This window comes from Oceanobacillus sp. FSL K6-2867, from assembly GCF_037963145.1.
Taxonomy (GTDB): domain Bacteria; phylum Bacillota; class Bacilli; order Bacillales; family Amphibacillaceae; genus Oceanobacillus.
In genome coordinates, this window is record NZ_CP150144.1 from 2,865,577 (window position 1) to 2,892,013 (window position 26,437).

Genomic DNA, 26,437 nt, shown 5'->3' on the forward strand with positions numbered 1-26,437 from the left:
GAAGCGAGAGGGACATGACATATGAAAAAGATACTAATTATCGGCAGCTTTATGACAGATTTAGTAGTGCAGACATTAAAAGTTCCAGTGGAAGGTGAAACAGTAATTGGAAAATCGTTTAATCGCTTTACGGGTGGTAAAGGAGCAAACCAGGCGGTAGCTGCGGCAAGACTAGGTGGAGATGTGACAATGATAGGTAAGTTAGGGGAGGATGACTTCGGCAAAGAACATATTGAATCATTGGATAAAAATAATGTTAATCATCAGTCAGTATTATTCGATTCTCAAACAAGCAGCGGAGTCGGCAATATCCAAATTGATTATAACGGAAACAATCGTATTGTTGTAGTACCTGGAGCTAATTTAAAACTTTCAGAGCGAGATATTGAAAAAAATGAAAACGTAATCATGGATTCAGATATTATAGTCTTGCAATTGGAAATTCCAATGAAAACAGTTTATAAGTCTATTGATCTTGCAAATAAACATGGAAAAACAATTATTCTAAACCCAGCACCAGCTCAATTAATAAAACCTGAATATAGAAGCAAAATTGATTACTTTGTTCCTAATGAAACAGAAGCAAGCCTTTTAAGCAATATTGAGGTAAATGGTCTGGAAACAGCAGAACAAGCTGCAGAGATATTGCTTGAGCAAGGTTATAAGAATGTCATTATCACGTTGGGAGATAAAGGGGTTATTTTTAAAAATCAAGACCAATTCAAATATGTGGAAGCACATCGTGTGAAAGCAGTCGACACTACTGCAGCTGGTGATTCATTTATTGGCAGCTTCGCTTACGGCTTATCAAAAGGTATGGAGATTGAACAAACCTTAAATATAGCAGTTGCTGCCTCAGCAATAACAGTTACAAAACTTGGTGCACAGCCTTCTTTGCCAGAGATTAAAGAAGTAAATGAACAATTGTTAGTTCCACAACAATAAGCGGGAGGGAAATATAATGAAAAAGAAACTAATTCAGTACTCTGATGGATATTTAAACCGCGTACCGATTTTACAGTTTATATTAGTCACCTTGCTATTTCCACTTTGGGGTGCAGCCGCAAGCTTAAATGAAATTTTAATAACTCAGTTTAAAGTAGTCTTTGAATTAAGTGATTTTGCTACAGCATTTGTACAAAGTGCTTTTTACGGGGGATATTTTTTAATAGCAATCCCAGCTGCAACGGTTATTAAAAAGACAAGCTATCGTGTGGCAATCATCATTGGGCTGCTGCTTTACATTATAGGATGTTATTTATTCTTTCCTGCTTCAAATATGGCAACCTACGGAATGTTTCTAGTAGCTATATTTGGTATTGCAATTGGTTTGAGTTTCTTAGAAACGTCTGCTAATACGTACGCCACTATGTTGGGGCCAAAAGAAAGTGCTACAAGACGCATCAACTTATCTCAATTATTTAACCCAATTGGTAATATCGTTGGAATCATACTTGGTAAGTATTTTGTGTTCACAGACGGAGCTAGTCTCGAATCACAACTAGCAGGGATGACTCCAGCAGAAGCTGAGGTATTCAGTCAGGAGATGCTGCAGCGTACATTAGTCCCTTATCAATTTATTTTGATTATTTTACTGGTTGTGCTGCTCATGTTCCTTTTTGTTAAATTTCCAAAAACAAAACCTGAAACATCAAAAAATGTAAAAAACAAAGTTAATCTAGGGGAAACTTTAAAGTATCTTTCGAAGAACAACCCATTCAAAAAAGGGATTCTGGCACAATTTATTTATATGGCATTACAAACAACTGTATGGTCTTTCACTATTCGGTTAGCACTGGAAATTAACCCAAATATTAATGAACGCTTTGCTTCTAATTTTATGATATATAGCTTTGTCGCATTTTTTGTTGGCAGATTAATCGCAAATGTTCTAATGACTAAATTCAAACCTACATTTGTGTTAACAATATACGGTATTATTGGGGTAGCTGCATTAACTTATACAGCGTTTGTACCGAATATGACTGCTGTGTACGGTGCTATCTTTGTAAGCGTTTTATTTGGGCCTTGCTGGCCAACGATTTATGGCAGAACGTTGGAAACAGTTGATGACAAATACCGTGAAACAGCAGGTGCAATACTGGTTATGGCGATTATCGGCGGAGCTGTAGGTCCGGTAGTTCAAGGATTTTTCTCTGACATGTTTGGTTCCTTACAGTTATCATTTATTATCCCGATGCTATTCTTCCTATATCTGGCCATTTATTTCTTGAGTGAAAATAAAAATGATAGTCATGTAAAAGAAGAGTCTAAAATTGCTTAATTATAATGGGTTTGAGCTGTTAGTATGACATACTGACAGCTCTTTTTTCAGTTACATTAAATAGTCAATGACACGTAATTCATTAACCAAGAATAGTGAATTTATTATATTTTAATTTAATCTTTATCACAGTCAATTTTGTATAAACTTACAATTATCTGCAAAAATCAACATAATATGTAGTTGACAATCTAATTTTTCCACTCTATAATGAAAGCGTATTCTAACAAACGACACATATTGTAACATATGTTATAAAATTTAACTTTATTTACAATCTGTAACAATTGTTAATAAGAAATAATCTATTATTTAAGCAAACTTATCTTGTATGCGCTTTTATTTCAGAAGATTCCGAGGAGGATTTATAATGTCAATTTATCATGAACTTCAATTAAGAGAACGAGAAAATAATCCAATCAAAGTAGGGGTTATAGGTGCCGGCCAAATGGGATTTGGTCTTATCACACAAATATCCCGTATTCCAGGAATGATTGTTGGTGGCGTTTCAGACGTTAACGTTGAAAGAGCTCAAAAAGCGGTTGATTATTATCAATCTCAGGAAAATAAAAAAGTGAATACATTGGTATCTACTGATTACCGAGAAGTAATCCAGTCCTCGAATGTGGAAGTAGTTGTAGATGCTACTGGAGTACCTGAAGTTGGAGCAAACATTTCATTAGAAGCATTAAACTCAAGAAAACATCTTGTATTACTGAATGTAGAGGTTGATATAACAATAGGTTCCTATATGAATTCATTATTTAAAAATGCTGGATTAGTATATTCAGGATCTGCTGGAGATGAGCCAGCTGCAATCGTTGAATTATATGAATTTGCCAAAACGATGGGAATGGAAGTTGTTGTTGCTGGTAAGGGGAAAAACAATGCATTGAAGACAACTGCTAACCCAGATACTGCAGCAGCAGAGGCAAAGGCTAAAAACATGAGTCCGCATATGTTAGCGGCATTCCAGGATGGAACCAAAACGATGGCTGAAATGAACTTATTAAGTAATGCAATCGGTTTAGTGCCAGATAAAGTAGGAATGCATGGTGTGGACGCTACGCTGGACGATGTTGCACAAAAACTGGACTTAAAGGAAAACGGCGGCGTTTTGAACAGCTTAGGTGTAGTAGAATATGTTAACGGTTTAGCACCAGGTGTGTTCGTAATCGTAAAAAGTGACTTAGAGCCTGTTGATGAAGAACTTCGCTATTTATTAAAAGTAGATAAAAGTCATGGAAATCATTATACATTATATCGTCCATATCATTTAGCTAGTTTAGAAACACCAGTTACAATTGCGAAAGCTGTCCTGCATCATGATACTTCTATTCATCCGCTAGGAGCACCAATCTCTGAAACTGTAACGGTTGCAAAACGAGATATTAAAGCAGGCGAAACTCTGGATGGCATTGGTGGTTATTCTGTTAGAGGAGTCCTGGAAACACATCAGGATATGGAGGTGAATGGTCATATCCCTATTGGTCTAATTAGCGGTAAAGTTGTAGTTAAAAAGGATATTAAAGAAGGGCAATTTTTAACACATGATGATGTAGAGCTTGACCCTTCAACAACAGTTTGGAAATTAAGAGCTTTGCAGGATCATATGTTTCGAGTTAAATAGATTGCGATTGCCTGGATGAACTCAATATTGGCTAGTCGATGTCAGGAAATGATTAAATAACAAGTCAACAGATAATAGGAGGAGAAATCTATGATGAAAACAAAAGTACTTGAAATTGGAGCACTTGTACCAGATTTTAAAGAAGAAAGCTTATTAGTGCTTTTTAATGAAACAGCACCCCTTGAATTGAAAGATATTTCAGTAATCCACCGTTTTGAAGAACAACCTGAAAATGCACTGCAGCAAGGTACAACACTTGTAATTGGCGACAAAGAATATACGATACAAAAAGTCGGGGAGGAAGCAAATCCCAACTTTGAAAGCCTTGGTCACGTTTCAATCTATTTTAAAGACGATGAAACGGAAGAAATCTTACCAGGGGCTGTATTAGTAACACCAAGTGATTTTCCAGAGTTAAATATTGGTGATTCAATTGAAGTGAAATAATGCGGATACGCCCTTATAGTGCGGGTTTAACAACCTCTTAAAAGGCATTTCCCTCTATATTACGTTATTAAGAGAGGATGGAATTAATATGGATTTTATGATAGCTATTGCTGATGGCTTTATTGGAATGTTCCAGGCGGGTGCAGAAGTATTCATGGGTTATATGACGGGGATTATACCATTGTTAGTCACATTAATCACAGCAGTTAATGCGGTAACAAAAATGATTGGGGAAGAGAAAATAAATCGGTTCCTGCAAAGGATTACGAAGTATGCTTTATTGCGCTACACCATTGTTCCGCTTATCGCTGTTTTCTTCTTCACAAATCCAATGTGTTATACAGTTGGACGTTTCATGCCAGAAAAATATAAACCAGCATTCTATGATTCTGCGGTATCATTCGTGCATCCAATTACCGGCCTTTTCCCACATGCAAACTCCGCCGAACTATTTATCTGGCTTGGAGTAGCAACAGGATATGCAACGGCAGGAGGCAGTCAGGCGCAATTAGGGCTTATGTTTTTACTAACTGGTTTACTTGTTATTTTAATGAGAGGTCTTGTAACTGAACGAATCAGTGCTTATATGTTTAAAAAACAAGGTTATGAGCGGATCCTTAACGAGAAATAAAGTAGAAACGCAGAGGGGGAAATCTTATGGCAAACCATAAGACGGTAATAGTGTCCAAAGGAAAAAATGGCTGGGGTGGACCATTAGAATTAACACCGACCGATGAAAAAAAATATGTCATCAGTGTTACTGGAGGAGGGATCCATCCGGTTGCAAGAGAGATTGCAAGAGTTGCAGGTGCTGAGGTAGTTGACTCATTTAAAAATCCAGTGGCCAAAGAGCAAACATTGGTGGCAGTTATTGATTGTGGTGGGACAGCACGGTGTGGGACGTATCCAAGGCTAAGAATACCTACTGTTAACGTTAAAGTAATGAGTCCATCTGGACCACTTGCAAAATTTATGACGGAGGATATTTTTGCCTCTGGTGTAACTGTAGGTGATGTTAAGCTTCTAGATAGTGAAACTACCATTGCTGCAGCAATAAAAACAGAAGCGGATGAAGCCGAAACAAAAAATGTCGAAAAAATTAAAGAATCTGCAGCAGCTGCAGCTGAACCAGCAGAAGATAACAGTGCAAACAATGAAAATGAGAAAAATAAAGGTGTCATGGGGATAATCGACAAGATAGCCAAGGGTGCAGGGAGCTTTATGAATATTATGTACCAGGCAGGTCGTGATACCATCGATACAATCATTAAAAACATAATCCCATTTATGGCGTTCGTTGCGACTTTAATCGGGATTATCAACTATACAGGTATTGGAGAATTATTAGCAAATGTATTTGTGCCACTTTCTAATAATATTGGTGGACTAATTATCTTAGGTGTTATCACGGCTCTCCCATTCCTGTCACCACTGCTTGCGCCAGGGGCTGTTATTGGTGCGATTATCGGTACATTAGTTGGGAATGAAATTGCAAACGGTAACATTGATATGAGTATTGCTCTTCCTGCATTATTTGCAATTAATGCGCAGGTTGGTACAGACTTTATTCCGGTTGGATTAACGTTAGGTGAAGCAAAGCCTGAAACAATCAGTGTTGGAGCACCAGCGATTCTTTTCTCCAGAGTAATTACTGGACCACTCGCAGTTGTAATTGCTTACTTTATGTCGTTTGCATTATAGAAAAGTAATGAAAGGAGAAATAAAATGCTGCCAGACTCATTCCGATTTGGAGTTCTTCTAGAATCAGGAAAAGCGGAAGTAAGAGAAGGAAGGCTGTCTGATTTAAAGGACGATGAAGTGCTGATTAAACAGGAAGCATGTAATATTTGTACAACCGATTATCAACAGTGGCAAGGAAAGCGTGAACATCAAGGATACCCCATGGCTGGTGGTCATGAATGCTCAGGGATAATTATTGCTAAGGGAGAAAAAGTAAGCAGCTCTTTAGAGATTGGAGAGCGTGTCAGTGTGTTATATGACTACTGCGGGGATTGTGAAAAATGTAAGAAAGGTGATATCACTTCCTGCCAAAACATAAAACAATTTGGGAAAAACTATTCTGATCAATACTTTGGTGTTTTTGGGTTTGCAAATTATTTTATTCGAAAATCAAAAAGCGTTGTGAAAGTCAGTGATGATTTATCTGCATCTGAGGCAGGATTTGTTGAACCATTGTCCTCGGTATTAAAAGGAATACGCAAACTCCGGATCAACTCCGGATTTGATACTGTCGTAGTTATTGGTGGCGGTACAATGGGGCTGCTTAACGCAGCAGCTGCTCAAGCAATGGGGGCAAAGGTTATTGTATCTGAACGTAATCCAAAAAAAGTAGAGAAAATTAAACAAATGGACTTGGAATTAATCGATGCTGGTAAAACAGATCCCGTGGAGGAAGTAAGAAAAAGAACAAATGGCAGTGGTGCAGATATCGTGATTGTTGCAGTCGGCACTTCTTCTGCAAATGAACAAGCTTTGAATATGATCAAAGATGATGAAGGGAAGGTTCTTTTGTTTGCAGCGGGTTATCCAGCACCGGAATTAAATGTAGATTCCAATGAAATTCATTATAAGCAATGTGAGCTTATTGGTACGTATGGATCAAGTCTCGAGGATTTCAATAATGCAGCTAAAATGCTAAGTGAACGCCGAATTGATGTAAGTCCTTTAATAGAAGAAGAGGTTCCATTATCCAGAATTCAAGAGGCCTATGAAAAAGCAAGTACAAGTGGGAATTATCGTATTTCTGTTTTGCTGCATGCATAACCAAAAAGATAATCGGAGGGTGAAAAAATGAAGTGTTTAGCAATAGCCGATTTATTTATAGATAAACAAATGATGGAAGACGGTCTTATTAGTTTAAAAGAGTTAGGTATTGATATTACCGTCAAAGAATGGAAGCATAAAGATTTGGAAGCATTGCAAAAGGATAATATTAAATTAGAATATGAAGGCAGTGAAGCAATTGCACTTCCGGCTGAACTTACAGAAGGGTTAGGAGATTATGATATTATCATAACTCAGTTTGCACCAATTGGAAAAGCAGTCATTGATCAAAGCAAAAACTTAAAAGTATTAGGTGTCCTTCGGGCGGGCATTGAAAATGTGAATAGGGAATATGCTGAATCAAAAGGCATTACGGTTTTGAATACACCAGGGCGCAGCACTACAAGTGTATCCGAGTTTGCTGTAGGTATGATTCTAAGTGAAATCCGTAATATTGCTAGAGCTAACTATAAATTAAGGAACGGTGTATGGGAAAAGTATTATCCAAATGGTGTGCTTGCCCCTGAACTAAAAGAATCAACAGTCGGTTTGATTGGATATGGTGCAATCGGTCGTCGAGTTGCCGAATTACTTCGCCCTTTTGGCAGTAAAATTCTATTCTTTGATGAATATTATCAAGGTGATACCCCAGATACACAAGTTGAAACACTGGAAGAATTAGTAAAGAAAGCGGACATCCTTTCGATGCACTATCGTTTAACCGAAAAAACGAAGAATATGATTAACAAAAAACATTTTAGCATCATGAAAAATAATGCGGTGTTTATTAATACGGCACGTTCTGGATTAGTTAATGAACAGGATTTAGCGGAAGCTTTACGCGAGAAAAAGATTGCTGGCGCTGCCGTAGACGTTTATAATGTTGAACCATTGCCAAGCGAACATCCATACAACAGCTTGGATAACATTACGATTACACCACATATCGCAGGCTCAACAATAGGTAACTTTGCTAATTCACCAATGATATTAAGTGAACATATTATCGAAGTTTTAGGATTGAAAGTTCATTAATCCAAAACAATGGATGAAATGTAAAGTTTTTCATCCATTGAGCTTCATTCCCAGTTAATTCTATCAAATAAATAACATCATTCAGAGCGGGAGGAAAATAGATGGATCCTTTAGCATTTTTAATGTTGTTAGTCGTTGTTCTTATTATTCAAGCATTTACGGGAATTTTACACGTGAAATATTATCAGAAAAAGGTAAAGAAAATTACCCAGCAATATAGTGAAGGCTATCTTGGTGTAGGGATGACGAAAAAAATGTTCCGTGTTGGAAAGGTAGCTATTGTCGTTACAGATAAAAAAGGAACCATTCAGGAATGTAATATTTTGTCAGGACTAACAGTTCTTTCGAGATTTGCAAAGTATAAAGAGTATATTGGCGAAAATATAAAGGTCATTGATTGGGAAAAGAAAAAGCATAAGTTAGTCGTCCAAGATGCTGTTAAACGGGTAGAAGAGCAAATGAAGCGAGAAGCAAAGGCAAGTTAAGGCAATTATTAACAAATAAATCACAAATGGTTTATAGTAAGTGTTAAAATTAGAAATTTTTGTAAAAAACATGTAAACTGGATTTTAGTAAAAGGAGTAATTTGAGTAACGCTCTCAGCTAAATAAATATAGAGCGATTTTGTTTTGCCGAATTACGCTTGAAAGTAATTAAAATAGTAAACTAAATAATTTTTAATGAGAACAGGGTGTAAGAAAATGTCCTATCTAGACGATCGGAGATTAATGATTAAGATTGCTAATTTATATTATGAAGCTGGTGAAACGCAGTCAACGATTGCCAAAAAAATTGGGGTAAGTAGATCATTAATATCAAAGTACTTATCAAAATCAAAGGAGTTAGGTATTGTTGAAATTATTATTCATGATGAGGATTATAGTACCGTATCAAGTTTAGAGACAAAGCTGGAAAATAGATACGGATTACGCGAGGCAATTTGTGTGCCTGATACGGAGCAAAGCAATACTAAAATGCAACTTGGAGCGGCAGCAAGCAAATACTTGTTAAGAATGATTAATGATAATCAGGTTATTGGGGTATCATCGGGTACAACCCTCTATGAAATTGCCGCGGCAATTTCATCCAATCTGCATTTCCCAAATGTTTGCTTTGTTCCTATAGTTGGGGGAATGGGAGATGAACGTGTAGATATACATGCAAACCATATTGTTGCAAAGCTTGCAGAGGCATTAAAAGCAACTTACCACCTTTTACATGCTCCGGTTGTCGTTGATTCTAAAGAGACAAGAGAAATGATGCTGAAACAGCCATCTATAAGGAATACCTTGGAATTGGGAAGCAGGGCGGATATCGCGATTGTAGGAATAGGCGGAACACCAGAACACTCGACAATGGTCCGTTCCTATATTAATTCTGGTATAACAGATGATCTAAACTTTGCGGAAATTACTGGTGATATTTGCTATAACTTTATTGATGAGAATGGAGAAGCTGTAAATAATTCCTGGAATGAAAAGACGATTACGCTTGAACTGAATAAGTTAAAGCAAATCCCTTTAGTTGTTGGAGTAGCTGCGGGAAATGAAAAAGTGAATGCTATTAAGGCGGCATTAAAAAAAGATTTAATTGATGTATTAATAACCGATGAAAAAACTGCTAAATTACTATTAGAAGGTTAGTATGATGAAGATGCTAACCTCTTTCGTATGCCATTCACGCACTTATTAAGAGATAAAGTTTTATACATTCTGCATCATAAGGTTATTTTTATAAATCTGTTAGTAAGGCTTGCTTTATATGCACGCGTTTTCAGTTCACCTCTATTTCAAACATTGACAAAATTGACAGCGTTTCATCTGTTTTATATGATAATGTACAAACGTAATATGATAGAACAAATATAATTTTTTCAAAGAAAAGAGCGGTTGTATGTTAGATTGGGAAGAACGACGTTTAATGGTGAAAATAGCTAAGTTATATTATTTTGAAGGTTGGACACAGGCCCAAATCGCAAAAAAACATAATGTTTCCAGACCTGTTATTTCAAAGCTGTTAAATGCGGCGAAAAAAGAAGGGATTGTGGAAATCTATATTAAAGACGAGACAATTCATACGATTGATTTAGAACAGCAGCTAGAGAAAAAGTTTGGACTGAAAGAAGTTATTGTTGTTTCTACTGCGGGTTTTACACAGGAGATGGCTAAACGGCAGCTTGGAAAAACGGGAGCATCCTATATTAGTAAAAATCTAAAAGATGTTAAGGGCATAGGCATTTCTTGGGGAAGCACACTTCTATCTTTAGTTGAGGAATATCCATATGAGCGAAATAACAATATTCGCATCGTACCAATTATTGGTGGAATGGGTAATAATTATGTTCATTTCCACTCCAATCAGCTTGCATTTAATCTAGCACAAAAAATGAATGCATCCTGTATGTATCTTTATGCCCCAGCAATGGTGGAAAGTGATAATTTAAAAGAAATGCTTGTGCATACAAAAGATATCGCTGCGGTTTTAGAAGAAGGACGCAGCGTTGACATGGCTGTAGTCGGGATAGGAAATCCATTTAAAGATTCAACTTTGGAATTGATGGGCTATTTAAAGGAAAGTGACCTAGCTTCCTTAAAAAAGGCAGGAGCAGTAGGCAATATCGGATCTTGCTTTTTTAATGAAGTTGGAATGGAAATAGATCACCCCTTAAATGATCGTTTTATCGGTTTAAATATTGAAGAAATAAAGGAGATACCTGAAGTAATTGGAATTGTTGAAGGTTCACATAAACTGGAAAGTATAGAAGCAGCACTTATTGGTGGATGTTTAAATGTACTTATAACAGATGATCGTACCGCTCAAGCATTAGTAGATAATTAAGATTAAAATACATCCCTTCCTGTTAAGGGGTGTATTTTTATATTTTTGCGATTCTTAAACGAAAATATAACAATTGTTCCAATCAGTTACGAATATTAATTGTGGTGCTATACAAATAAGAGACAATGAATTGTGATGAAAGCGAATTCAAAAATAATATAATTGGTGATAAGATAGAATTATAAAGTAATGGTAAACCCTGATAATACAGTGATATCAATTAAATATGTAAAAAAATGTAAGCGATATCAAACGGGGAGTGTTTTGAAGAAGATTTTTTCCTTACATAATAAATCATTGCGAACAAATGGAAATTCCGCATTTAAGGAGGTATCGATGAAAATACAAGAAAAGCATTAAGTAATCAATATAAAGATTGGTAAGTAAGTAAATACTAAAGGGGGCAATAACATGCAAGGATTTGTGGATTTTATACAAGGTTTCTTAGATTTAGGTGCAACAGTAATTCTTCCAGTAGCAATCTTCTTACTTGGATTATTCTTTGGACAAAAGCCTGGAAAAGCATTTCGTTCCGGTTTAACTATTGGAGTTGCTTTTGTAGGGATATTCTTAGTTATTGATTTGCTTGTTTTAAATTTAGGTCCTGCAGCACAGGGAATGGTAGAGCGATTAGGAGTTAACTTAAATGTTATTGATATTGGTTGGCCGGCGGCTTCATCCATTGCTTGGGCATCACCGCTTTCAGCATTTATCATTCCTTTAGGATTGGCTGTAAACGTTGTAATGCTGGTTACAAAAACAACCAAAACAATGAATGTGGATATTTGGAATTTCTGGCACTATGCATTTATGGCAGCAATGGTTTACGCATTAACGGGAAATATTTGGATAAGCCTTGCCGCTGCGATTATCTTCCAAGTTATCACCCTAGTGATGGCAGACCGTTTAGCGCCAATGGTTGCTGATTATTATGAAATGCCAGGTGTGTCACTGACTACTGCAACAACCCTTTCTTATGTGCCAATTGGTATTCCGATTGTAAAATTGCTTCAAAAGATTCCTGGATTAAAAGATTGGGATGCAGATCCAGATTCAATTCAGAAAAGATTTGGCATTTTAGGAGAATCTATTTTTATTGGACTTGTTCTCGGAGCAGGGATTGGTGCATTAGCTGGATATAGTGTAGGTGAGATTATTGAAATTGGTATGTCCATGGCTGCAGTAATGGTTTTGATGCCGCGAATGGTAAAAATTTTAATGGAAGGGTTAATGCCGGTATCGGAATCAGCACGGGAATGGTTAAATAAGAGATTTGGAGATAGAGAGATTTATATTGGACTGGATGCAGCTGTAGCTTTAGGTAATCCCGCTGTTATTTCGACAGCATTGATTCTTGTTCCGATAACTGTTGTATTAGCAGTAATCTTACCTGGCAATGCATTACTTCCATTTGGAGACTTGGCAACGATTCCGTTTATTGTAGCATTTATCGTAGGAGCTGCACGCGGAAATATTGTCCATTCCGTCATTGCAGGAACAATTGTAATTGCAATGTCACTATACATGGCGACAGACTTAGCGGCAATGTATACTGATATGGCGGTAAAAGCGGAGTTTAATATGCCTGAGGGAGCTACGATGGTTTCGAGTATTGACCAAGCAGGTAACTTAATCCATTATGTCATTTATAAAATTATTGAACTCTTCCATTAAATAAATGCTAAAGATTTCAAGGAGCATTATTCTATACAGGAAATAAACAATACCCCCTCTCTGCTATTTTTTTGGAGGGGTGTATTTTTGATTTAATAAGGAACATATGTCATATATATCTTGACAAAACAAGTTTCACAATGTATATTTTATACAAATGTAACTATTAGGAACAAATGTAAAGGGGGTTGAAGATGATTCAATTTGATTTACAGAATAAAGTCGTATTTGTTTTTGATGGCGATTGTGAAATAGGAAAAGAAATTATTCATTTATATGCAAAAGTAGGTGCAAAGGTATTGTTTTTAAGCAGAACGCACTCTGTAGATAAATGTATATTTGTTTTGAAATATAAAGATGAATCTGCTAGTGAAGAGATAGGTCCATTGAATCTTGGAAACAGTTCATTTCTTAAAGAATTACATCAAATTGATATTGCTATTAATAATTTGGAAACGGATACAGGTAAGGGAATTATAGATATTACTCCTGAGGAATGGGAGAATATCATGTTCATTAATTTGGATGCACCTTTTCAGTTAATAAAAATGATAACTCCATTGATGGAAAAGCGAAACGATGGAGTGATCATTAATGTATCATCAACGAGTGCGATAGATGGCGGAAATGGTGACATTGCCTATGCTGCTAGTAAGAGTGCACTGGAATCTATGAATAAGGCCCTATCCAGAGAATTAGCGTCAAGTAACATAAGAGTCAATGCTGTAAGTGTTGGGAAATATGACACAAGTGATTCTATTCCATTGGGTCGCAAAGTAACAGCAAGCGAAATTGCCAATACCATATTTATGCTGACAACACCGATGGCGAGCTATATTAATGGGCAAACGATTCTATTAGATGGTGGAAAAACACTAGCTTAAAAACGGCTATTAAAATGGAGTGAAAATATGGAGCAGAAAAAAACAATCTTGGTTATTGGCGGAGCGGCGGGAATTGGAAAAGATTATGTGGAAAATAGAGCGGCCAGGGGAGATTCTGTAATAGTTACAGATCTGAACAAAGAGGCTGGGGAAGCATTCGTTAATGAATTGGCTTTAGAAGGTAAAGAAGCAGCTTTTTTTCAGCATGATGTAACCGATTGGGAGAATACGAAGGAAATAATAAATAAGGTAATCAAACAGTTTGGAAGAATAGATACGCTTGTACATTCTGCTGGCATTACGGTGTCTAAATCTTTTGAAGAATTGACCTTCCCAACTTGGAAAAAAACATTTTCCGTAAATTTAACAGGATTATTCTACGCTGTAAAAGCTGTAATCCCCGAGATGCTCCATCATAAAGGCGGTAATATCATTATTATCGGATCAGGATCAGCTATTACTGGAACTGGCGGCGGTGTTCATTATGCAGCATCAAAGGGTGGAGCGTTTGGCTTAATGAGGGCTATTGCCAGCAAGTACAGTCACTTAGGAATAAAAATTAATCTTGTTGCACCTAGGGTAATTCAAACCGAAATGCTTGATCGGCTATACCCGACAGAAGAGAGTTTGGAGAAATTAGTACAGAAAATACCCGTAAGAAAAATTGGAACGTTGTCTGATACAACGAATGCGATAAATTTCCTGGCTTCTAAAGAGTCCGATTATATACAGGGACAGGTGCTGCTGGTTGATGGCGGAAGAACATATTTATCATAAAAACAAAGGGAGAGTGAACAAAATGGAACAAACTAAAACATTAAAACTCGTTCCAGAACTATCAGATGAAAAACTAAAAGAGCTTTACAAGCAAATGTGGTTAATCCGTTACTTTGATGAACAAGTCGATCAGTTCTTCGCAAAAGGAATGATTCACGGAACAACTCACTTGGCTGTTGGGCAGGAAGCAACTGCAGCAGGTGCCTGTGCATTGCTTTCCGATGAGGATAAAATTACAAGTACACACAGAGGACATGGTCATAGTATCGCAAAAGGCGGCCGTGTCGATAAAATGATGGCAGAATTATTTGGCAGAACGACAGGATATTGTAAAGGAAAGGGCGGATCCATGCATATTGCCGATTTGGATAAAGGCAACCTTGGTGCAATGGGGATTGTCGGTGGCGGTATACCGCTTGCTGTTGGTTCGGCGCTCACTGCACAAATGAAGAAGCTCGACTATGTAACGGTTTGTTTCTTTGGTGATGGTGCATCGAATGAAGGAAGCTTTCACGAAGCAGTCAATATGGCTTCGATTTGGGATTTGCCGGTCGTATTTTTCTGTGAAAATAACCAGTACGGAATGTCAGGTAATGTAAGTGAAATGACAAATGTGGAGCATATTGCAGATCGTGCTGCTGCATATGGTATTCCAGGAGTTGTTGTTGATGGAAACGATATCATCGAAGTAATCAATGCTACTTATGAAGCGACAGAGCGTGCTCGTCGTGGTGAAGGGCCAACATTAATAGAAGCAAAAACATATCGCTGGAAGGGCCATTCGAAAAGTGATGCGAAAAAATACCGTACACGTGAAGAAGAAAAGGATTGGAGAGATAATCGGGATCCGATCAAACGATTCAAGGAAGACTTGCTGGAAGCAGAAATTGCAACGGAAGATGAATTAGAAACAATGAAAAAAGCTGCTAAGCAAGAGATGGATGATGCGATTGAATTTGCTCAGAATAGTCCAATGCCGTCACTGGATGAATTATTAACGGATGTATATGCATAGGAGGGGATTGTAATGAGAGAGATAACTTATTTAGAAGCTGTCAGAGAAGCGATGAGTATCGAAATGCGTAAAAACGAAGACGTATTTTTAATGGGTGAGGATATTGGAGTATATGGTGGTGCATTTGGTGTATCACGAGGGATGATTGAAGAATTTGGCCCAGAGCGTATCCGTAACACACCGATTAGTGAAGCGGGAATTGCAGGTGCGGCAGTCGGATCTGCATTAACAGGAATGCGCCCGATAATGGAATTGCAGTTCTCCGATTTTATCACAATTGCGCTGGATCAAATTGTGAACCAAGCTGCCAAATTACGTTATATGTATGGTGGAAAAGGCAAAGTTCCGATGGTTGTCAGAACTCCAAGTGGTTCTGGTACTGGAGCTGCAGCACAGCATTCACAAAGCTTAGAAGCTTGGGTTACGCATATTCCAGGATTAAAGGTGGTGCAGCCGTCAACTGCATATGATGCGAAAGGCTTGCTGAAAGCTGCGATTGATGATGATAACCCGGTCATTTTCTACGAGCATAAATTATTATACAAAACAAATTCGGAAGTGCCGGAAGAGGAATACAGCATTCCATTAGGCGAGGCGGATGTGAAACGTGAAGGAACAGACATTACAATTGTTGCTACTGCGATTATGGTTCATAAAGCACTGGAAGCGGCAGCAGAGCTGGAGAAGGAAGGAATCAGTGTCGAAGTTGTTGATCCGCGTACTCTTGTTCCATTAGATACAGAAACGATTATCGAATCAGTTGCAAAAACAGGGCATCTCGTTGTCGTGCATGAAGCGGTAAAACGCGGGGGATTTGGCGGAGAAATTGCCAGTATGATTGCTGAAAGCGAAGCATTTGATTATTTGGATGCACCAATCAAGCGATTAGGCGGGGTAGAAACACCAATTCCATACAATCCTGAATTAGAAAAAGCAGCCATTCCGCAGGTGCCGGATATTGTGAATGCTGTAAAAGAAACATTGACGAAAAAAGCTGTAGCCAAGTAAGGGGGAACGGGCCATGTTAAAAGAAGTATTTATGCCGAAGTTAAGCAGTACGATGGAAGTTGGTACCTTGCTTGAATGGTTTAAAGAAGAGGGAGAGTCCGTTGAAGTAGGAGAACCTTTATTTGAAATCATGACGGACAAAATTAATATAGAAGTAGAGTCCTATGAAGAAGGAATTTTGCTGAAAAAATATTATGATGTGGAAGATGAAGTTCCAGTAAATGAAATTGTCGCATTCATCGGAGAAGCAAATGATAAGGCACCAGATACTCCACCGGCAGCTGGGAATGAGGAACAAACGGAAAAAGAGGCTGCACCAGAAGACGCAGTTTCACAAAAGGAAGCTGCAACTAGTGGAGCATCAACCAGTAAAGTACGTGCAACCCCAGCAGCAAGAAGGGCAGCTCGAGAGAATAATCTGTCCATTGAAAATATCCAAGGAACAGGACCGAATGGTCGCATCCATGAACAGGATGTTGTAGATGCGCTTAACAAAGAATCTAGTAAACTCGTAACACCTTTAGCAGCGAAAATTGCAGCGGACCAAGGCATTGATACTGATTCTGTTCAGGGAACAGGGGCACGAGGAAAAGTGGTTAAACAGGATGTGTTAGGTCAGCAAAATACCTCAGCTCAAGAAACAGGAGAGCTGGAACGAATCAAGCTAAAAGGTCTTCGTAAAGCTGTGGCAGATAAGATGCTGCAAAGTGCACGTTCTATTCCGCATGTAACGTTAACAACAGATGTTGATATGTCAAAAGCCATCGAGGTACGTAAGGCATTACTGCCAACAATCGAAGCGCAAACTGGCTACCGTGTATCCTATACAGAAATTATTATGAAAGCTACTGCAAGTGTGCTGAAAAATCATCCGAAGGTGAATGCATCCCTTATTGATAATGAAATTGTTATGAATCAAGCAATTAATTTAGGGCTGGCAGTTGCCGTTGAAGATGGATTGATTGTTCCTTCTGTACCAAACGTAGACAAAGCAGGCTTGGCAGAACTAACAACGGTTAGTAAAGAGCTTGGTGCAAAAGCGAGAAATAATAGGCTAACACCAGATGAAATGCGGGGAAGCACATTTACAATCAGTAACTTAGGAATGTATGCAATTGATGGCTTTACACCGATTATAAATGCACCAGAAACGGCAATTTTAGGTGTTGGCAGAATCGTTGAGAAACCAGTAGTTATCGATCATGTTGTTGAAGTGCGGCCAATGATGGTATTAAGTCTTTCATTTGATCATCGGGCAATTGATGGTGCACCTGCTGCAGCCTTCTTAACAGAGCTAAAAGAACGTTTAGAAAATCCATGGACATTATTGGTGTAGGAGGCGGTTAGCAATGCAAAAGTTTGATATAGCAATCGTTGGTGGTGGACCAGGCGGATATGTGGCAGCCGTTCGTGCAGCAAAAGAAGGACTGACTGTAGCATTAATTGAGGGGAGAGATTTAGGTGGGACATGCTTGAATAGAGGCTGCATCCCATCTAAAACACTCTTAAAACATGCGGAAGTACTGGATCAAATTAAGAATGCACAAGCGTTTGGCATTACCGTAAATGACGTTTCCTATTCGATTGAAGCAATGGTCGAAAGGAAAAACACAGTTGTAAACACATTAAAAAGCGGAATAAAAGGCTTGCTGAAGCAAAATAAAATTACCGTTTTTTCAGGCTATGGTACCGTATCGGAAAACAAAACAATAGCAATTTCATCGGATAAAGAAAATATGACTATTCAAGCAGAAAAGGTTATACTGGCAACTGGTTCCAAGCCATTTGTACCTCCATTACCTGGATTAGATGACGTTTCTTATTATACAAGTGATACGATTTTTGATATAGAAGAGGTTCCATCCAAGCTGGTCATTGTTGGTGGTGGTGTAATTGGATTAGAAATTGGATGTATCTTTAATCGATTAGGCACGGAAGTAGAAGTTGTAGAAATGGCTGAACGTATTATCCCGAACGAAGACGAAGATGCAACGAAATTTCTAACAAAGCAATTGAAAAAAAACGGCATCTCCATTCATACAGGAACAAAGATTACCGGGTTTAAATCGGATAACGGAAAAACAGTTGTGGAAATGGAAAAAAATCAGGAGCAGCAAACAATTGAAACAGACAGTGTTTTAGTTGCCGTTGGCAGAACACCAAACATAACAGGGATAGAAGATCTTCCAGTTAAGTTTGAAGGGAAATTTGTAAACGTAAACCAGTCAATGGAAACCTCCATACCTGGAATATATGCAATTGGTGATTTAGCAGGTGGATACCAGCTAGCTCACGCTGCAAGTGCAGAAGGAATCAGGGCTGTTCAGCATATTCTAGGACAAGTTGTTTCCAGGGAATCCATTATTCCGCGTTGTGTTTATTCGTTTCCGGAAATTGCGAGTGCTGGTTTAACGGAGACAGAAGCAAAAAAAGCAGGGTACAAGGTTAAAGTGAAAAAGGTCGACCTTGCTGCTAATGGCAAAGCAATTACCGCTAATGAAAACAGCGGCTTCGTAAAAATAATTGCTGATGAAAAATATGGTGAAATTCTTGGTGTTGTAATGGTAGGTGCTCATGTAACAGAAATGATTAGTACTGGCACTGCATTCATGCATCTGGAGGGAACTGTTGAGGAAATTGAAAGCATGGTTTTTCCGCATCCAACGGTTTCGGAAGCATTGTTTGAAAATGCTGCAGCATGGATGGAAAAGGGAATTCATTATAATTAATAGATAAACGAAATAAAACTGATAGAATAAAGACTAGCAATTCATTTCTGCTAGTCTTTTTGTTATAGTAGTTGCAATAGGATTTCTGCATAAAAATGAATGATCGTCAAAAAAGGGGATGGATTTGTTGAAGGAGAAATACTTAGACTTATTGGCGCAGAAATATGATAGTGAAGAAAAAGTAGTTACGGAGATTATTAATCTGGAGGCCATCCTCGATTTACCAAAAGGAACAGAACACTTTGTAAGTGATCTGCATGGAGAGTACCAAGCCTTTCAGCATGTGTTAAGAAATGGCTCGGGAAAAGTGAAGGAAAAAATCAGGGATATTTTTAAGCATGAACTATCGGGTGCAGAAATTAATGAATTCGCGACATTAGTTTATTATCCGGAAGAAAAGCTGAAATTAATTCGGGATCAATTTGATAATAACCAGGAATTAAATGAATGGTATACAAAAACGATTGACCGGATGATCCGGCTGATCCCTTATGCGTCTTCTAAATATACACGGTCCAAGTTACGCAAAGCATTGCCGAAGCAATTTGTATATATCATAGAAGAGCTGCTCTATAAAACAGACGAATATACAAATAAAAAACATTACTATTCTAAGATAGTCCAAAAAGTAATTTCACTTGGTCAGGCGGATAAACTCATTATAGGCCTTGTGTACACAGTGCAGCGTCTGGTTGTTGACCACCTTCATGTGGTTGGTGATATTTATGATCGGGGTCCTGAGCCGGATAAAATTATGGAAGCACTTATCGATTATCATTCCCTGGATATTCAGTGGGGGAATCATGACGTATTATGGATTGGTGCTTTTTCAGGATCAAAGGTTTGTCTGGCGAATATCATCCGAATCTGTGCACGATATGACAATTTGGACATTATTGAAGATGTGTATGGCATTAATCTTAGACCGCTTTTGAATCTTGCAGAAAAGTATTATAAGGACAACCCTGCATTTAGACCAAAAAAACATTCCCGTATAAGCGAACTGGAAAAATTACAAATCACTAAAATACATCAAGCAATTGCGATGATTCAGTTCAAGCTTGAAATGCCAATTATAAAACGGCGACCATACTTTAATATGGAGAAGCGGCTTTTACTTGAGAAAATCGATTATGAAAAGAATGAAATTACGATCCATGAAAAAACATATCAACTGGAAAACACCTGCTTTGCTACCGTTAATCCGGACCGGCCTGATGAATTGCTGGAAGAAGAAAAACAAGTAATGGATAAATTACTATTTTCTGTTCAGCATTCAGAAAAGCTTGCGAGGCATATGAAATTTTTAATGAAAAAAGGAACACTTTATTTGAGATATAATGGGAATTTACTGCTGCATGGCTGCATTCCAATAGATGAAAATGGAAAGATGGAAAAGCTGGTTATTGAAAATAAAGCATATGAAGGACGGGAGCTGCTTGATATTTTCGAGCAATATTTACGCCACGCTTTTGCCAATCGTGAAGAAACCGATGATCTTGCAACAGATATGGTTTGGTATTTATGGACCGGGGAATATTCCTCCCTTTTTGGGAAAAGGGAAATGACCACCTTTGAAAGGTATTTTATAAATGATAAGGCAACACACAAAGAGAGAAAGAATCCATATTATTATTTGCGGGAAAAAGAAGAGATTTGCAGAAAGATTTTAGAAGAATTTAATTTGGATCCAGACCAGGGTCATATTATCAATGGACATACACCAGTCAAAGAGATTGATGGTGAAAACCCAATCAAAGCAAATGGCAAGATGATTGTCATTGATGGCGGTTTTTCGAAGGCTTATCAGTCAACAACAGGAATTGCCGGCTATACGTTATTATATAATTCATTCGGCATGCAATTGGTTGCCCATCAGCATTTTAGCTCAAAGGAAGATGTTTTGCGAAATGGTAATGATGTGCTGTCTGTAAGACGATTAGTAGACAAGGAGCTGGAGAGAAAAAAGGTGTCTGAAACGAATGTCGGAGAAAAACTGATACAGGAAATTAATATGTTGAACAGTTTGTTGAAATATAGGTATATGAAGTAAGATTAGTACTGCATATATAACGACGCGATACTTTCTAGTCGGATAGAAAAGTATAAAATATCTGATCAGTATAAGTTCAATACTTGGTATTCATTCAAAGCATGGCGAATACCAGGTATTGAACAACTATAAAAAGGTTTATTTTAAAAATATAAATTATCGGGTTGACAAATTACCCCTAAGGGTATAATGTATTACATGTAATTGATTTTGATGAGTTATCGGTCGTTAATAGAACGACTATTTTATTTCTCTTATTTTATACCCATGCCCGTATGTGTATGAAATAATCGTAATAATAATCTAAGGAGGCAGCAGAATGATTCAAGCAAATAAGCAGTTAGATGCTAAAGGTTTAGCATGTCCAATGCCGGTTGTGAAAACAAAAAAAGCAATCAACGATCTTGAAGAAGGTCAAGTATTGGAAGTACAAGCAACAGACAGAGGCTCGAAAGCAGATTTAGCTGCTTGGTCAAGTACTGTAGGCCATCAATATTTAGGTACAGCGGAAAGAGATGATGTTCTTTATCATTACATTCGCAAAGGATCAAATGAGCCAGAAGTGGAAAAAACATTTGAACACACTGTACCGCTTGAAAAAGTCGAATCACGTGACGGTTTAATTTTAGACGTGCGTGAAGCAGCGGAATATGCATTTGGACATATTGAAGGTGCTAAATCCATTCCGATGGGGGAATTGGAATCACGCATTGCAGAATTGGATAAAGAACAAGAAATTTATGTAATCTGCCGTACAGGGAAACGCTCTGACTTGGCAGCTCAACTATTAGGAAATAATGGCTTTACAAAAGTATATAATGTTCTGCCAGGTATGAATGAGTGGAACGGTAACCTAACAAAAGAAATCTAGGAGGAATTTTTATTATGTCAGAAAAAGTAGCTATCATTGCAGCAAATGGTGGATTGTTTGATGCATACAAAGTATTTAATATCGCAACTGCGGCAGCAGCTTCAGAAAAAGAGGTACAGATCTTCTTTACGTTTGAAGGACTTAACTTGATTCACAAGCAAGCTATGCATCAATTAGAGATGCCAGCTGGCAAAGAGCATTTCGCTGAAGGATTCGAAAAAGCAAATATTCCTAGTATTCCACAGCTAGTAGAGATGGCGCAAGAACTTGGTGTGAAATTTATTGCTTGTCAAATGACAATGGATGTTATGGGTCTTACAAAAGAAGATTTCGTTAATGGAATCGAAGTTGGTGGAGCGGTAACATTCTTAGAATTTGCAAAAGATGCAGCACCGACATTAACTTTCTAATTCTATAAACAAAAATAAATGCAGTGGGACTTTTCCCACTGCAAAAAAATAACGATATTATACCTAGGGGGGTAAAATGAGATGACTGTAAACAAATGGACAGCAGCAAAAATTGCTCGGAAAGTAATTGACAATGAAAACCTTTTTATTTTGGATGTACGTAATGCAGATGCATTTGAAGATTGGAAAATTGAAGGACATAAGTTCGAATATTTAAATGTCCCTTACTTTGAATTATTAGATGGAGTGGAGGAAATCCTGCCAAAGCTTCCGACGGATAAAGAAATATTAGTGGTATGTGCTAAGGAAGGTTCTTCTGTCATGGTAGCGGAAATGCTATCTGAAGCTGGCCTGGAAGTAGCTTACCTTGAAGGTGGAATGAAATCTTGGAGCAGCTATTTAGAACCTGTAAAAGTATCAGACTTAGAAAATGGCGGTGAGCTATACCAGTTTGTGCGCTTGGGAAAAGGCTGTCTTTCTTATATGATAATTTCAGAAGGAGAAGCAGCGATTATTGATGCGGTACGATTTACAGATGTTTTTACAAATTTCGCAAAAGAAAAAGGTGCAGAGATCAAGCATGTGTTTGACACACACTTACACGCGGATCATATTTCAGGTGGACGTCACATCGCAGTTGAAACAGGTGCAGCTTACTACCTGCCTCCAAAAGATGCAACAGAAGTGGTATTTGATTATACACCACTTACAGATGGTCTAAACGTGAAAATCGGTGTCTCTGAAATTGATGTGAATGCACTATACTCACCAGGTCATACGATTGGCTCTACTTCTTTTGTCATTGATAATCAGTTCTTATTGACAGGAGATATTTTATTTATCGACTCGATTGGTCGGCCGGACTTAGCAGGACTTGCAGAAGATTGGGTAGGGGATTTACGTGAAACATTATATTCTCGGTATCGTGAACTAGCAGAAGACTTAGTCGTTTTACCTGCACATTTCATGATTATAGAGGAATTAAATGAAGATGGTACAGTAGCAAGACGACTTGGTGATCTCTACAGTGACAACCATGGCTTGAATATCGAAGACGAGGAAGAATTCCGGCTTACAGTTACTGATAATCTACCACCGCAACCAAATGCATACGAACAAATTCGCCAAGTAAACATGGGTAAAATCACGCCTGACAATGAGGAACAAACTGAAATGGAAATCGGTCCAAACCGATGTGCCGTTCGATAATTTATTTTTAATAAACCGGTTTGATGTTTTAAAAAAAATGGCTGTTATCTTATATCAAATTTGGGATTGATTTTCCATGCAATATTTAACCTGAACCAACCAAAAAATAGTAAAGGAGTAATTCATATGAACATTACCAAAACATTAGATGCAAAGGGTTTGGCATGTCCAATGCCTGTTGTTAGAACAAAAAAGGCAATTGATACGATTAACTCTGGTGAAGTGCTTGAAGTGCTTGCAACAGACAAGGGAGCCCTAAGTGATATCCCAGCATGGGCAAACTCAGGTGGTCATAGCCTATTGGAACAAAAGACAGAAGAAGACGTTCTATATTTCTATATTCAAAAAGCATAATGAAAACTAAATAGCGAGTAGAAACCACTACTCGCTTTTCTTAAATAGAAAGAAGGGTGATGCATGGATTTAACATTTCTCATCGTAGTATTTGCAATTGGATTTATTGGCTCCTTTTTATCTGGTATGTTAGGTGTCGGTGGTTCAATTATTAAGTATCCAATGTTATTGTATATTCCGCCATTATTCGGTCTAGTTGCTTTTACAGCTCATGAGGTTTCTGGAATAAGTGCTGTGCAAGTGCTGTTTGCATCTATTGCGGGAGTATGGGCGTACCGAAAAGGCGGTTACCTGAACAGACAACTCATCATTTATATGGGTGGAGCAATCTTAATTGGCAGCCTGATTGGCAGTTACGGCTCAAGCTACTTATCAGAACAAGCAGTAAATGTCGTGTATGGTATTCTTGCTGCAATTGCTGCTGTGATGATGTTTGTACCGAAAAAGCCAGTAGATGATAAACCGCTAAATGAAGTAACATTTAATAAGCTGTTAGCAGCAATATTAGCTTTAATAGTTGGAATAGCATCTGGAATAGTTGGTGCCGCAGGAGGATTTCTTCTTGTACCTATCATGTTAACTGTGTTGCACATACCAACACGAATGACAATTGCAACAAGTCTGGCCGTTACGTTTATTTCTTCCATCGGAGGCAGTGCAGGTAAACTTATTACCGGCCAAGTAGATTATTGGCCAGCAATTATTATGATTGTGGCGAGTCTGCTAGCAGCACCACTTGGGGCAAAAGCTGGCAAGAATATGAATACAAGCATTTTACAAGTTATTTTAGCAATAATGATTGCAGGTACTGCTGTGAAAATATGGTTCGATATTTTGGTGTAATGGAATTAATGCTATGGCAGGTTAGATCTAAAGCTTGAAGGAGCGGGTACCGTGACAAGCATCGGTAAGGAGTGATAATAAATGGAATATGATAAAGCGGTTGTCAATCGATTAAAACGAATTGAAGGACAGATCAGAGGCGTTTTAAGTATGGTTGAGAAGAACGAAGACTGTAAAGATGTCATTACTCAGTTATCTGCTTCACGAAGTGCAGTCGATCGTACCATCGGTTTGATTGTAAGTATGAACTTAGAACAATGTGTTCGGGAAAATATAGCAAATGGTGAAAATACAAATCAAGTGGTGAAAGAAGCAGTAAGTTTATTAGTTAAAAGCAGATAAGTTCAGCTGTTCAGTTATAGGGAGAGTCAATGAATTTTTTAAAAATATTAATATACCCGTTTAGGTATAGGGTAGATCGTTTTCCCGAACTAAATAGCTAAAATATACCCATTAGGAGAGTTAAGTATTTTATGGATATTATACAATGGATTATTGTAATAATAATTGCAGCATTTCTTATTAATCGTTTTATGCCAGCAAAAGGTATTACGAGTATTAGTGTTCAGGAGGCTAAAAGTAAATTTAAGGATAATGAAGTACAATTTATTGATGTTCGTACGCCTGGTGAATATAAAGCAAACCACCGGAAACCATTTAAAAATATTCCCTTATCCAATTTACCTGGCAAAATGAATACTTTAGATAAAGAAAAAGAAGTCGTTGTTATTTGTCAAAGTGGTATGAGAAGTCAAAGAGCAGCAAAAATGCTGAAGAAACAAGGCTTTCAAAGGATATACAATGTTAAGGGCGGTATGGGTGCCTGGATTTAGGAAAAGAGGTTGAATCATGGTAAAGCAAGTAACACCAGAAGAAGTAGCGAACCGATTTCAAAATGGTGAAGAAGTATCTGTAATTGATGTTCGGGAAAGCAGTGAAGTAGCTGCCGGCAAAATACCTGGTGCAAATCATATTCCTTTAGGTCAACTCGCTCTGCGCAAAGGTGAATTAGATAAGGAAAAAAACTATGTGATTGTTTGCCGATCAGGTAATCGCAGTAAAGCTGCTTGCGGGATTCTGGAAGCATTAGGCTTTAAAGTAGAGGATATGATTGACGGAATGAATAACTGGGATGGCAAAACAGAGTGAGAATAAGAAGGCTGTCGGATTGCTTGTAAAAAATGATAGTTGCCACACTTTTTTAGCTTTATAAATACCTGTATAGGTATGCGGGAAGTGTGATATAAAATATTTATTCAAAAAACTATACTGTTTAAGTAAATAAATAAGGAGAGATTTGAAAATGAATACAGTAACTGTTTATACAACAACAACATGTCCATATTGTGTTATGGTAAAGAACTTTTTATCAGAAAAAAACATTCCATTTAAAGAAGTGAATGTGGAAACAAATCCTGAAATTATGCAAAAGCTTGTAAAAACAACAGGACAAATGGGAGTTCCTCAAACAGAGGTCAATGGTCAATGGATTGTAGGCTTTGATCCAAATAAGATTATGATGGCGTTAAGATAAAGCCTGGAGTATACAAGAAAAAAGAGAGATCGGAAGGGAGTAACTTCCGATCTCCAAT

28 protein-coding genes are annotated in these 26,437 nt (G+C 37.7%); all 28 read left to right on the forward strand.

Features of this window, described 5'->3' with window-relative positions:
• The first annotated feature begins 21 nt into the window (after positions 1-21).
• On the forward strand, positions 22-945 hold the full coding sequence (rbsK, locus tag NSQ77_RS13905; protein ID WP_339226636.1) for a ribokinase: 924 nt from the start codon (positions 22-24) through the stop codon (positions 943-945).
• A gap of 16 nt (positions 946-961) precedes the next feature.
• Complete coding sequence (fucP, locus tag NSQ77_RS13910) at positions 962-2,284, forward strand: L-fucose:H+ symporter permease (protein WP_339226637.1); 1,323 nt, start codon at positions 962-964, stop codon at positions 2,282-2,284.
• Positions 2,285-2,654: 370 nt separating this feature from the next.
• The gene (locus NSQ77_RS13915) at positions 2,655-3,914 is read left to right on the forward strand and encodes an SAF domain-containing protein (protein ID WP_339226638.1); all 1,260 of its coding nucleotides are present in this window, start codon (positions 2,655-2,657) and stop codon (positions 3,912-3,914) included.
• Between the two features lie 90 nt (positions 3,915-4,004).
• A complete protein-coding gene (locus tag NSQ77_RS13920; RefSeq protein WP_339226639.1) occupies positions 4,005-4,361 on the forward strand; it encodes a PTS glucitol/sorbitol transporter subunit IIA in 357 nt (118 codons plus the stop codon).
• 88 nt (positions 4,362-4,449) lie between these two features.
• Positions 4,450-4,992 carry a PTS glucitol/sorbitol transporter subunit IIC gene (locus tag NSQ77_RS13925; protein WP_339226640.1) on the forward strand — a complete coding sequence of 181 codons (543 nt, stop codon included), beginning with the start codon at positions 4,450-4,452 and terminating at the stop codon, positions 4,990-4,992.
• A gap of 26 nt (positions 4,993-5,018) precedes the next feature.
• Entirely contained in the window at positions 5,019-6,062 is a 1,044-nt protein-coding gene (locus NSQ77_RS13930) for a PTS glucitol/sorbitol transporter subunit IIB (protein ID WP_339226641.1), read from the forward strand.
• Positions 6,063-6,086: 24 nt separating this feature from the next.
• On the forward strand, positions 6,087-7,145 hold the full coding sequence (locus NSQ77_RS13935; RefSeq protein ID WP_339226642.1) for a zinc-binding dehydrogenase: 1,059 nt from the start codon (positions 6,087-6,089) through the stop codon (positions 7,143-7,145).
• A 27-nt stretch (positions 7,146-7,172) separates the two neighbouring features.
• Entirely contained in the window at positions 7,173-8,180 is a 1,008-nt protein-coding gene (locus tag NSQ77_RS13940; RefSeq protein ID WP_339226643.1) for a 2-hydroxyacid dehydrogenase, read from the forward strand.
• Between the two features lie 101 nt (positions 8,181-8,281).
• Positions 8,282-8,665: a transcriptional regulator GutM gene (locus NSQ77_RS13945; RefSeq protein ID WP_339226644.1), complete on the forward strand. Its 384-nt coding sequence runs from the start codon at positions 8,282-8,284 to the stop codon at positions 8,663-8,665.
• A gap of 216 nt (positions 8,666-8,881) precedes the next feature.
• Positions 8,882-9,823, forward strand: coding sequence for a sugar-binding transcriptional regulator (locus tag NSQ77_RS13950; protein WP_339226645.1), 942 nt, complete (start codon positions 8,882-8,884; stop codon positions 9,821-9,823).
• A gap of 250 nt (positions 9,824-10,073) precedes the next feature.
• Positions 10,074-11,018 carry a sugar-binding transcriptional regulator gene (locus tag NSQ77_RS13955; RefSeq protein ID WP_339226646.1) on the forward strand — a complete coding sequence of 315 codons (945 nt, stop codon included), beginning with the start codon at positions 10,074-10,076 and terminating at the stop codon, positions 11,016-11,018.
• 411 nt (positions 11,019-11,429) lie between these two features.
• Positions 11,430-12,692, forward strand: coding sequence for a PTS galactitol transporter subunit IIC (locus tag NSQ77_RS13960; RefSeq protein WP_339226647.1), 1,263 nt, complete (start codon positions 11,430-11,432; stop codon positions 12,690-12,692).
• Between the two features lie 194 nt (positions 12,693-12,886).
• The gene (locus NSQ77_RS13965) at positions 12,887-13,576 is read left to right on the forward strand and encodes an SDR family oxidoreductase (RefSeq protein ID WP_339226648.1); all 690 of its coding nucleotides are present in this window, start codon (positions 12,887-12,889) and stop codon (positions 13,574-13,576) included.
• A 27-nt stretch (positions 13,577-13,603) separates the two neighbouring features.
• Positions 13,604-14,353, forward strand: coding sequence for an SDR family NAD(P)-dependent oxidoreductase (locus NSQ77_RS13970; RefSeq protein ID WP_339226649.1), 750 nt, complete (start codon positions 13,604-13,606; stop codon positions 14,351-14,353).
• A 22-nt stretch (positions 14,354-14,375) separates the two neighbouring features.
• Positions 14,376-15,368 (forward strand): thiamine pyrophosphate-dependent dehydrogenase E1 component subunit alpha, encoded by a 993-nt coding sequence (locus tag NSQ77_RS13975; RefSeq protein WP_339226650.1) that lies wholly within the window; start codon positions 14,376-14,378, stop codon positions 15,366-15,368.
• Positions 15,369-15,380: 12 nt separating this feature from the next.
• Positions 15,381-16,376 (forward strand): alpha-ketoacid dehydrogenase subunit beta, encoded by a 996-nt coding sequence (locus NSQ77_RS13980; protein WP_339226651.1) that lies wholly within the window; start codon positions 15,381-15,383, stop codon positions 16,374-16,376.
• A 13-nt stretch (positions 16,377-16,389) separates the two neighbouring features.
• Positions 16,390-17,712, forward strand: coding sequence for a 2-oxo acid dehydrogenase subunit E2 (locus NSQ77_RS13985; RefSeq protein WP_339226652.1), 1,323 nt, complete (start codon positions 16,390-16,392; stop codon positions 17,710-17,712).
• A gap of 13 nt (positions 17,713-17,725) precedes the next feature.
• Positions 17,726-19,105, forward strand: a complete 1,380-nt coding sequence (gene lpdA, locus NSQ77_RS13990; RefSeq protein WP_339226653.1) for a dihydrolipoyl dehydrogenase — start codon at positions 17,726-17,728, stop codon at positions 19,103-19,105.
• Between the two features lie 127 nt (positions 19,106-19,232).
• Positions 19,233-21,158 (forward strand): fructose-1,6-bisphosphatase, encoded by a 1,926-nt coding sequence (locus tag NSQ77_RS13995; protein WP_339226654.1) that lies wholly within the window; start codon positions 19,233-19,235, stop codon positions 21,156-21,158.
• Positions 21,159-21,477: 319 nt separating this feature from the next.
• Positions 21,478-22,029 carry a sulfurtransferase TusA family protein gene (locus NSQ77_RS14000; RefSeq protein WP_339226655.1) on the forward strand — a complete coding sequence of 184 codons (552 nt, stop codon included), beginning with the start codon at positions 21,478-21,480 and terminating at the stop codon, positions 22,027-22,029.
• A 14-nt stretch (positions 22,030-22,043) separates the two neighbouring features.
• Positions 22,044-22,439: a DsrE/DsrF/DrsH-like family protein gene (locus NSQ77_RS14005; protein ID WP_339226656.1), complete on the forward strand. Its 396-nt coding sequence runs from the start codon at positions 22,044-22,046 to the stop codon at positions 22,437-22,439.
• An 81-nt stretch (positions 22,440-22,520) separates the two neighbouring features.
• Positions 22,521-23,648: an MBL fold metallo-hydrolase gene (locus NSQ77_RS14010; protein ID WP_339226657.1), complete on the forward strand. Its 1,128-nt coding sequence runs from the start codon at positions 22,521-22,523 to the stop codon at positions 23,646-23,648.
• 126 nt (positions 23,649-23,774) lie between these two features.
• The gene (locus NSQ77_RS14015; protein WP_339226658.1) at positions 23,775-24,002 is read left to right on the forward strand and encodes a sulfurtransferase TusA family protein; all 228 of its coding nucleotides are present in this window, start codon (positions 23,775-23,777) and stop codon (positions 24,000-24,002) included.
• 63 nt (positions 24,003-24,065) lie between these two features.
• Positions 24,066-24,845 (forward strand): sulfite exporter TauE/SafE family protein, encoded by a 780-nt coding sequence (locus NSQ77_RS14020; RefSeq protein ID WP_339226659.1) that lies wholly within the window; start codon positions 24,066-24,068, stop codon positions 24,843-24,845.
• Between the two features lie 81 nt (positions 24,846-24,926).
• Positions 24,927-25,187 carry a metal-sensitive transcriptional regulator gene (locus tag NSQ77_RS14025; RefSeq protein WP_339226660.1) on the forward strand — a complete coding sequence of 87 codons (261 nt, stop codon included), beginning with the start codon at positions 24,927-24,929 and terminating at the stop codon, positions 25,185-25,187.
• 131 nt (positions 25,188-25,318) lie between these two features.
• Positions 25,319-25,678, forward strand: coding sequence for a rhodanese-like domain-containing protein (locus NSQ77_RS14030; protein ID WP_339226661.1), 360 nt, complete (start codon positions 25,319-25,321; stop codon positions 25,676-25,678).
• 16 nt (positions 25,679-25,694) lie between these two features.
• Positions 25,695-25,994: a rhodanese-like domain-containing protein gene (locus NSQ77_RS14035; protein WP_339226662.1), complete on the forward strand. Its 300-nt coding sequence runs from the start codon at positions 25,695-25,697 to the stop codon at positions 25,992-25,994.
• Between the two features lie 154 nt (positions 25,995-26,148).
• Entirely contained in the window at positions 26,149-26,379 is a 231-nt protein-coding gene (locus tag NSQ77_RS14040) for a glutaredoxin domain-containing protein (RefSeq protein WP_339226663.1), read from the forward strand.
• Positions 26,380-26,437 lie beyond the last annotated feature (58 nt).

Excerpts from the sequence above, each read along its gene's own strand:
- rbsK (WP_339226636.1), top strand. The coding sequence starts at position 22 with ATGAAAAAGATACTAATTATCGGCAGCTTTATGACAGATTTAGTAGTG.
- fucP (WP_339226637.1), top strand. The coding sequence starts at position 962 with ATGAAAAAGAAACTAATTCAGTACTCTGATGGATATTTAAACCGCGTA.
- NSQ77_RS13915 (WP_339226638.1), top strand. The coding sequence starts at position 2,655 with ATGTCAATTTATCATGAACTTCAATTAAGAGAACGAGAAAATAATCCA.
- NSQ77_RS13920 (WP_339226639.1), top strand. The coding sequence starts at position 4,005 with ATGATGAAAACAAAAGTACTTGAAATTGGAGCACTTGTACCAGATTTT.
- NSQ77_RS13925 (WP_339226640.1), top strand. The coding sequence starts at position 4,450 with ATGGATTTTATGATAGCTATTGCTGATGGCTTTATTGGAATGTTCCAG.
- NSQ77_RS13930 (WP_339226641.1), top strand. The coding sequence starts at position 5,019 with ATGGCAAACCATAAGACGGTAATAGTGTCCAAAGGAAAAAATGGCTGG.
- NSQ77_RS13935 (WP_339226642.1), top strand. The coding sequence starts at position 6,087 with ATGCTGCCAGACTCATTCCGATTTGGAGTTCTTCTAGAATCAGGAAAA.
- NSQ77_RS13940 (WP_339226643.1), top strand. The coding sequence starts at position 7,173 with ATGAAGTGTTTAGCAATAGCCGATTTATTTATAGATAAACAAATGATG.
- NSQ77_RS13945 (WP_339226644.1), top strand. The coding sequence starts at position 8,282 with ATGGATCCTTTAGCATTTTTAATGTTGTTAGTCGTTGTTCTTATTATT.
- NSQ77_RS13950 (WP_339226645.1), top strand. The coding sequence starts at position 8,882 with ATGTCCTATCTAGACGATCGGAGATTAATGATTAAGATTGCTAATTTA.
- NSQ77_RS13955 (WP_339226646.1), top strand. The coding sequence starts at position 10,074 with ATGTTAGATTGGGAAGAACGACGTTTAATGGTGAAAATAGCTAAGTTA.
- NSQ77_RS13960 (WP_339226647.1), top strand. The coding sequence starts at position 11,430 with ATGCAAGGATTTGTGGATTTTATACAAGGTTTCTTAGATTTAGGTGCA.
- NSQ77_RS13965 (WP_339226648.1), top strand. The coding sequence starts at position 12,887 with ATGATTCAATTTGATTTACAGAATAAAGTCGTATTTGTTTTTGATGGC.
- NSQ77_RS13970 (WP_339226649.1), top strand. The coding sequence starts at position 13,604 with ATGGAGCAGAAAAAAACAATCTTGGTTATTGGCGGAGCGGCGGGAATT.
- NSQ77_RS13975 (WP_339226650.1), top strand. The coding sequence starts at position 14,376 with ATGGAACAAACTAAAACATTAAAACTCGTTCCAGAACTATCAGATGAA.
- NSQ77_RS13980 (WP_339226651.1), top strand. The coding sequence starts at position 15,381 with ATGAGAGAGATAACTTATTTAGAAGCTGTCAGAGAAGCGATGAGTATC.
- NSQ77_RS13985 (WP_339226652.1), top strand. The coding sequence starts at position 16,390 with ATGTTAAAAGAAGTATTTATGCCGAAGTTAAGCAGTACGATGGAAGTT.
- lpdA (WP_339226653.1), top strand. The coding sequence starts at position 17,726 with ATGCAAAAGTTTGATATAGCAATCGTTGGTGGTGGACCAGGCGGATAT.
- NSQ77_RS14000 (WP_339226655.1), top strand. The coding sequence starts at position 21,478 with ATGATTCAAGCAAATAAGCAGTTAGATGCTAAAGGTTTAGCATGTCCA.
- NSQ77_RS14005 (WP_339226656.1), top strand. The coding sequence starts at position 22,044 with ATGTCAGAAAAAGTAGCTATCATTGCAGCAAATGGTGGATTGTTTGAT.
- NSQ77_RS14010 (WP_339226657.1), top strand. The coding sequence starts at position 22,521 with ATGACTGTAAACAAATGGACAGCAGCAAAAATTGCTCGGAAAGTAATT.
- NSQ77_RS14015 (WP_339226658.1), top strand. The coding sequence starts at position 23,775 with ATGAACATTACCAAAACATTAGATGCAAAGGGTTTGGCATGTCCAATG.
- NSQ77_RS14020 (WP_339226659.1), top strand. The coding sequence starts at position 24,066 with ATGGATTTAACATTTCTCATCGTAGTATTTGCAATTGGATTTATTGGC.
- NSQ77_RS14025 (WP_339226660.1), top strand. The coding sequence starts at position 24,927 with ATGGAATATGATAAAGCGGTTGTCAATCGATTAAAACGAATTGAAGGA.
- NSQ77_RS14030 (WP_339226661.1), top strand. The coding sequence starts at position 25,319 with ATGGATATTATACAATGGATTATTGTAATAATAATTGCAGCATTTCTT.
- NSQ77_RS14035 (WP_339226662.1), top strand. The coding sequence starts at position 25,695 with ATGGTAAAGCAAGTAACACCAGAAGAAGTAGCGAACCGATTTCAAAAT.
- NSQ77_RS14040 (WP_339226663.1), top strand. The coding sequence starts at position 26,149 with ATGAATACAGTAACTGTTTATACAACAACAACATGTCCATATTGTGTT.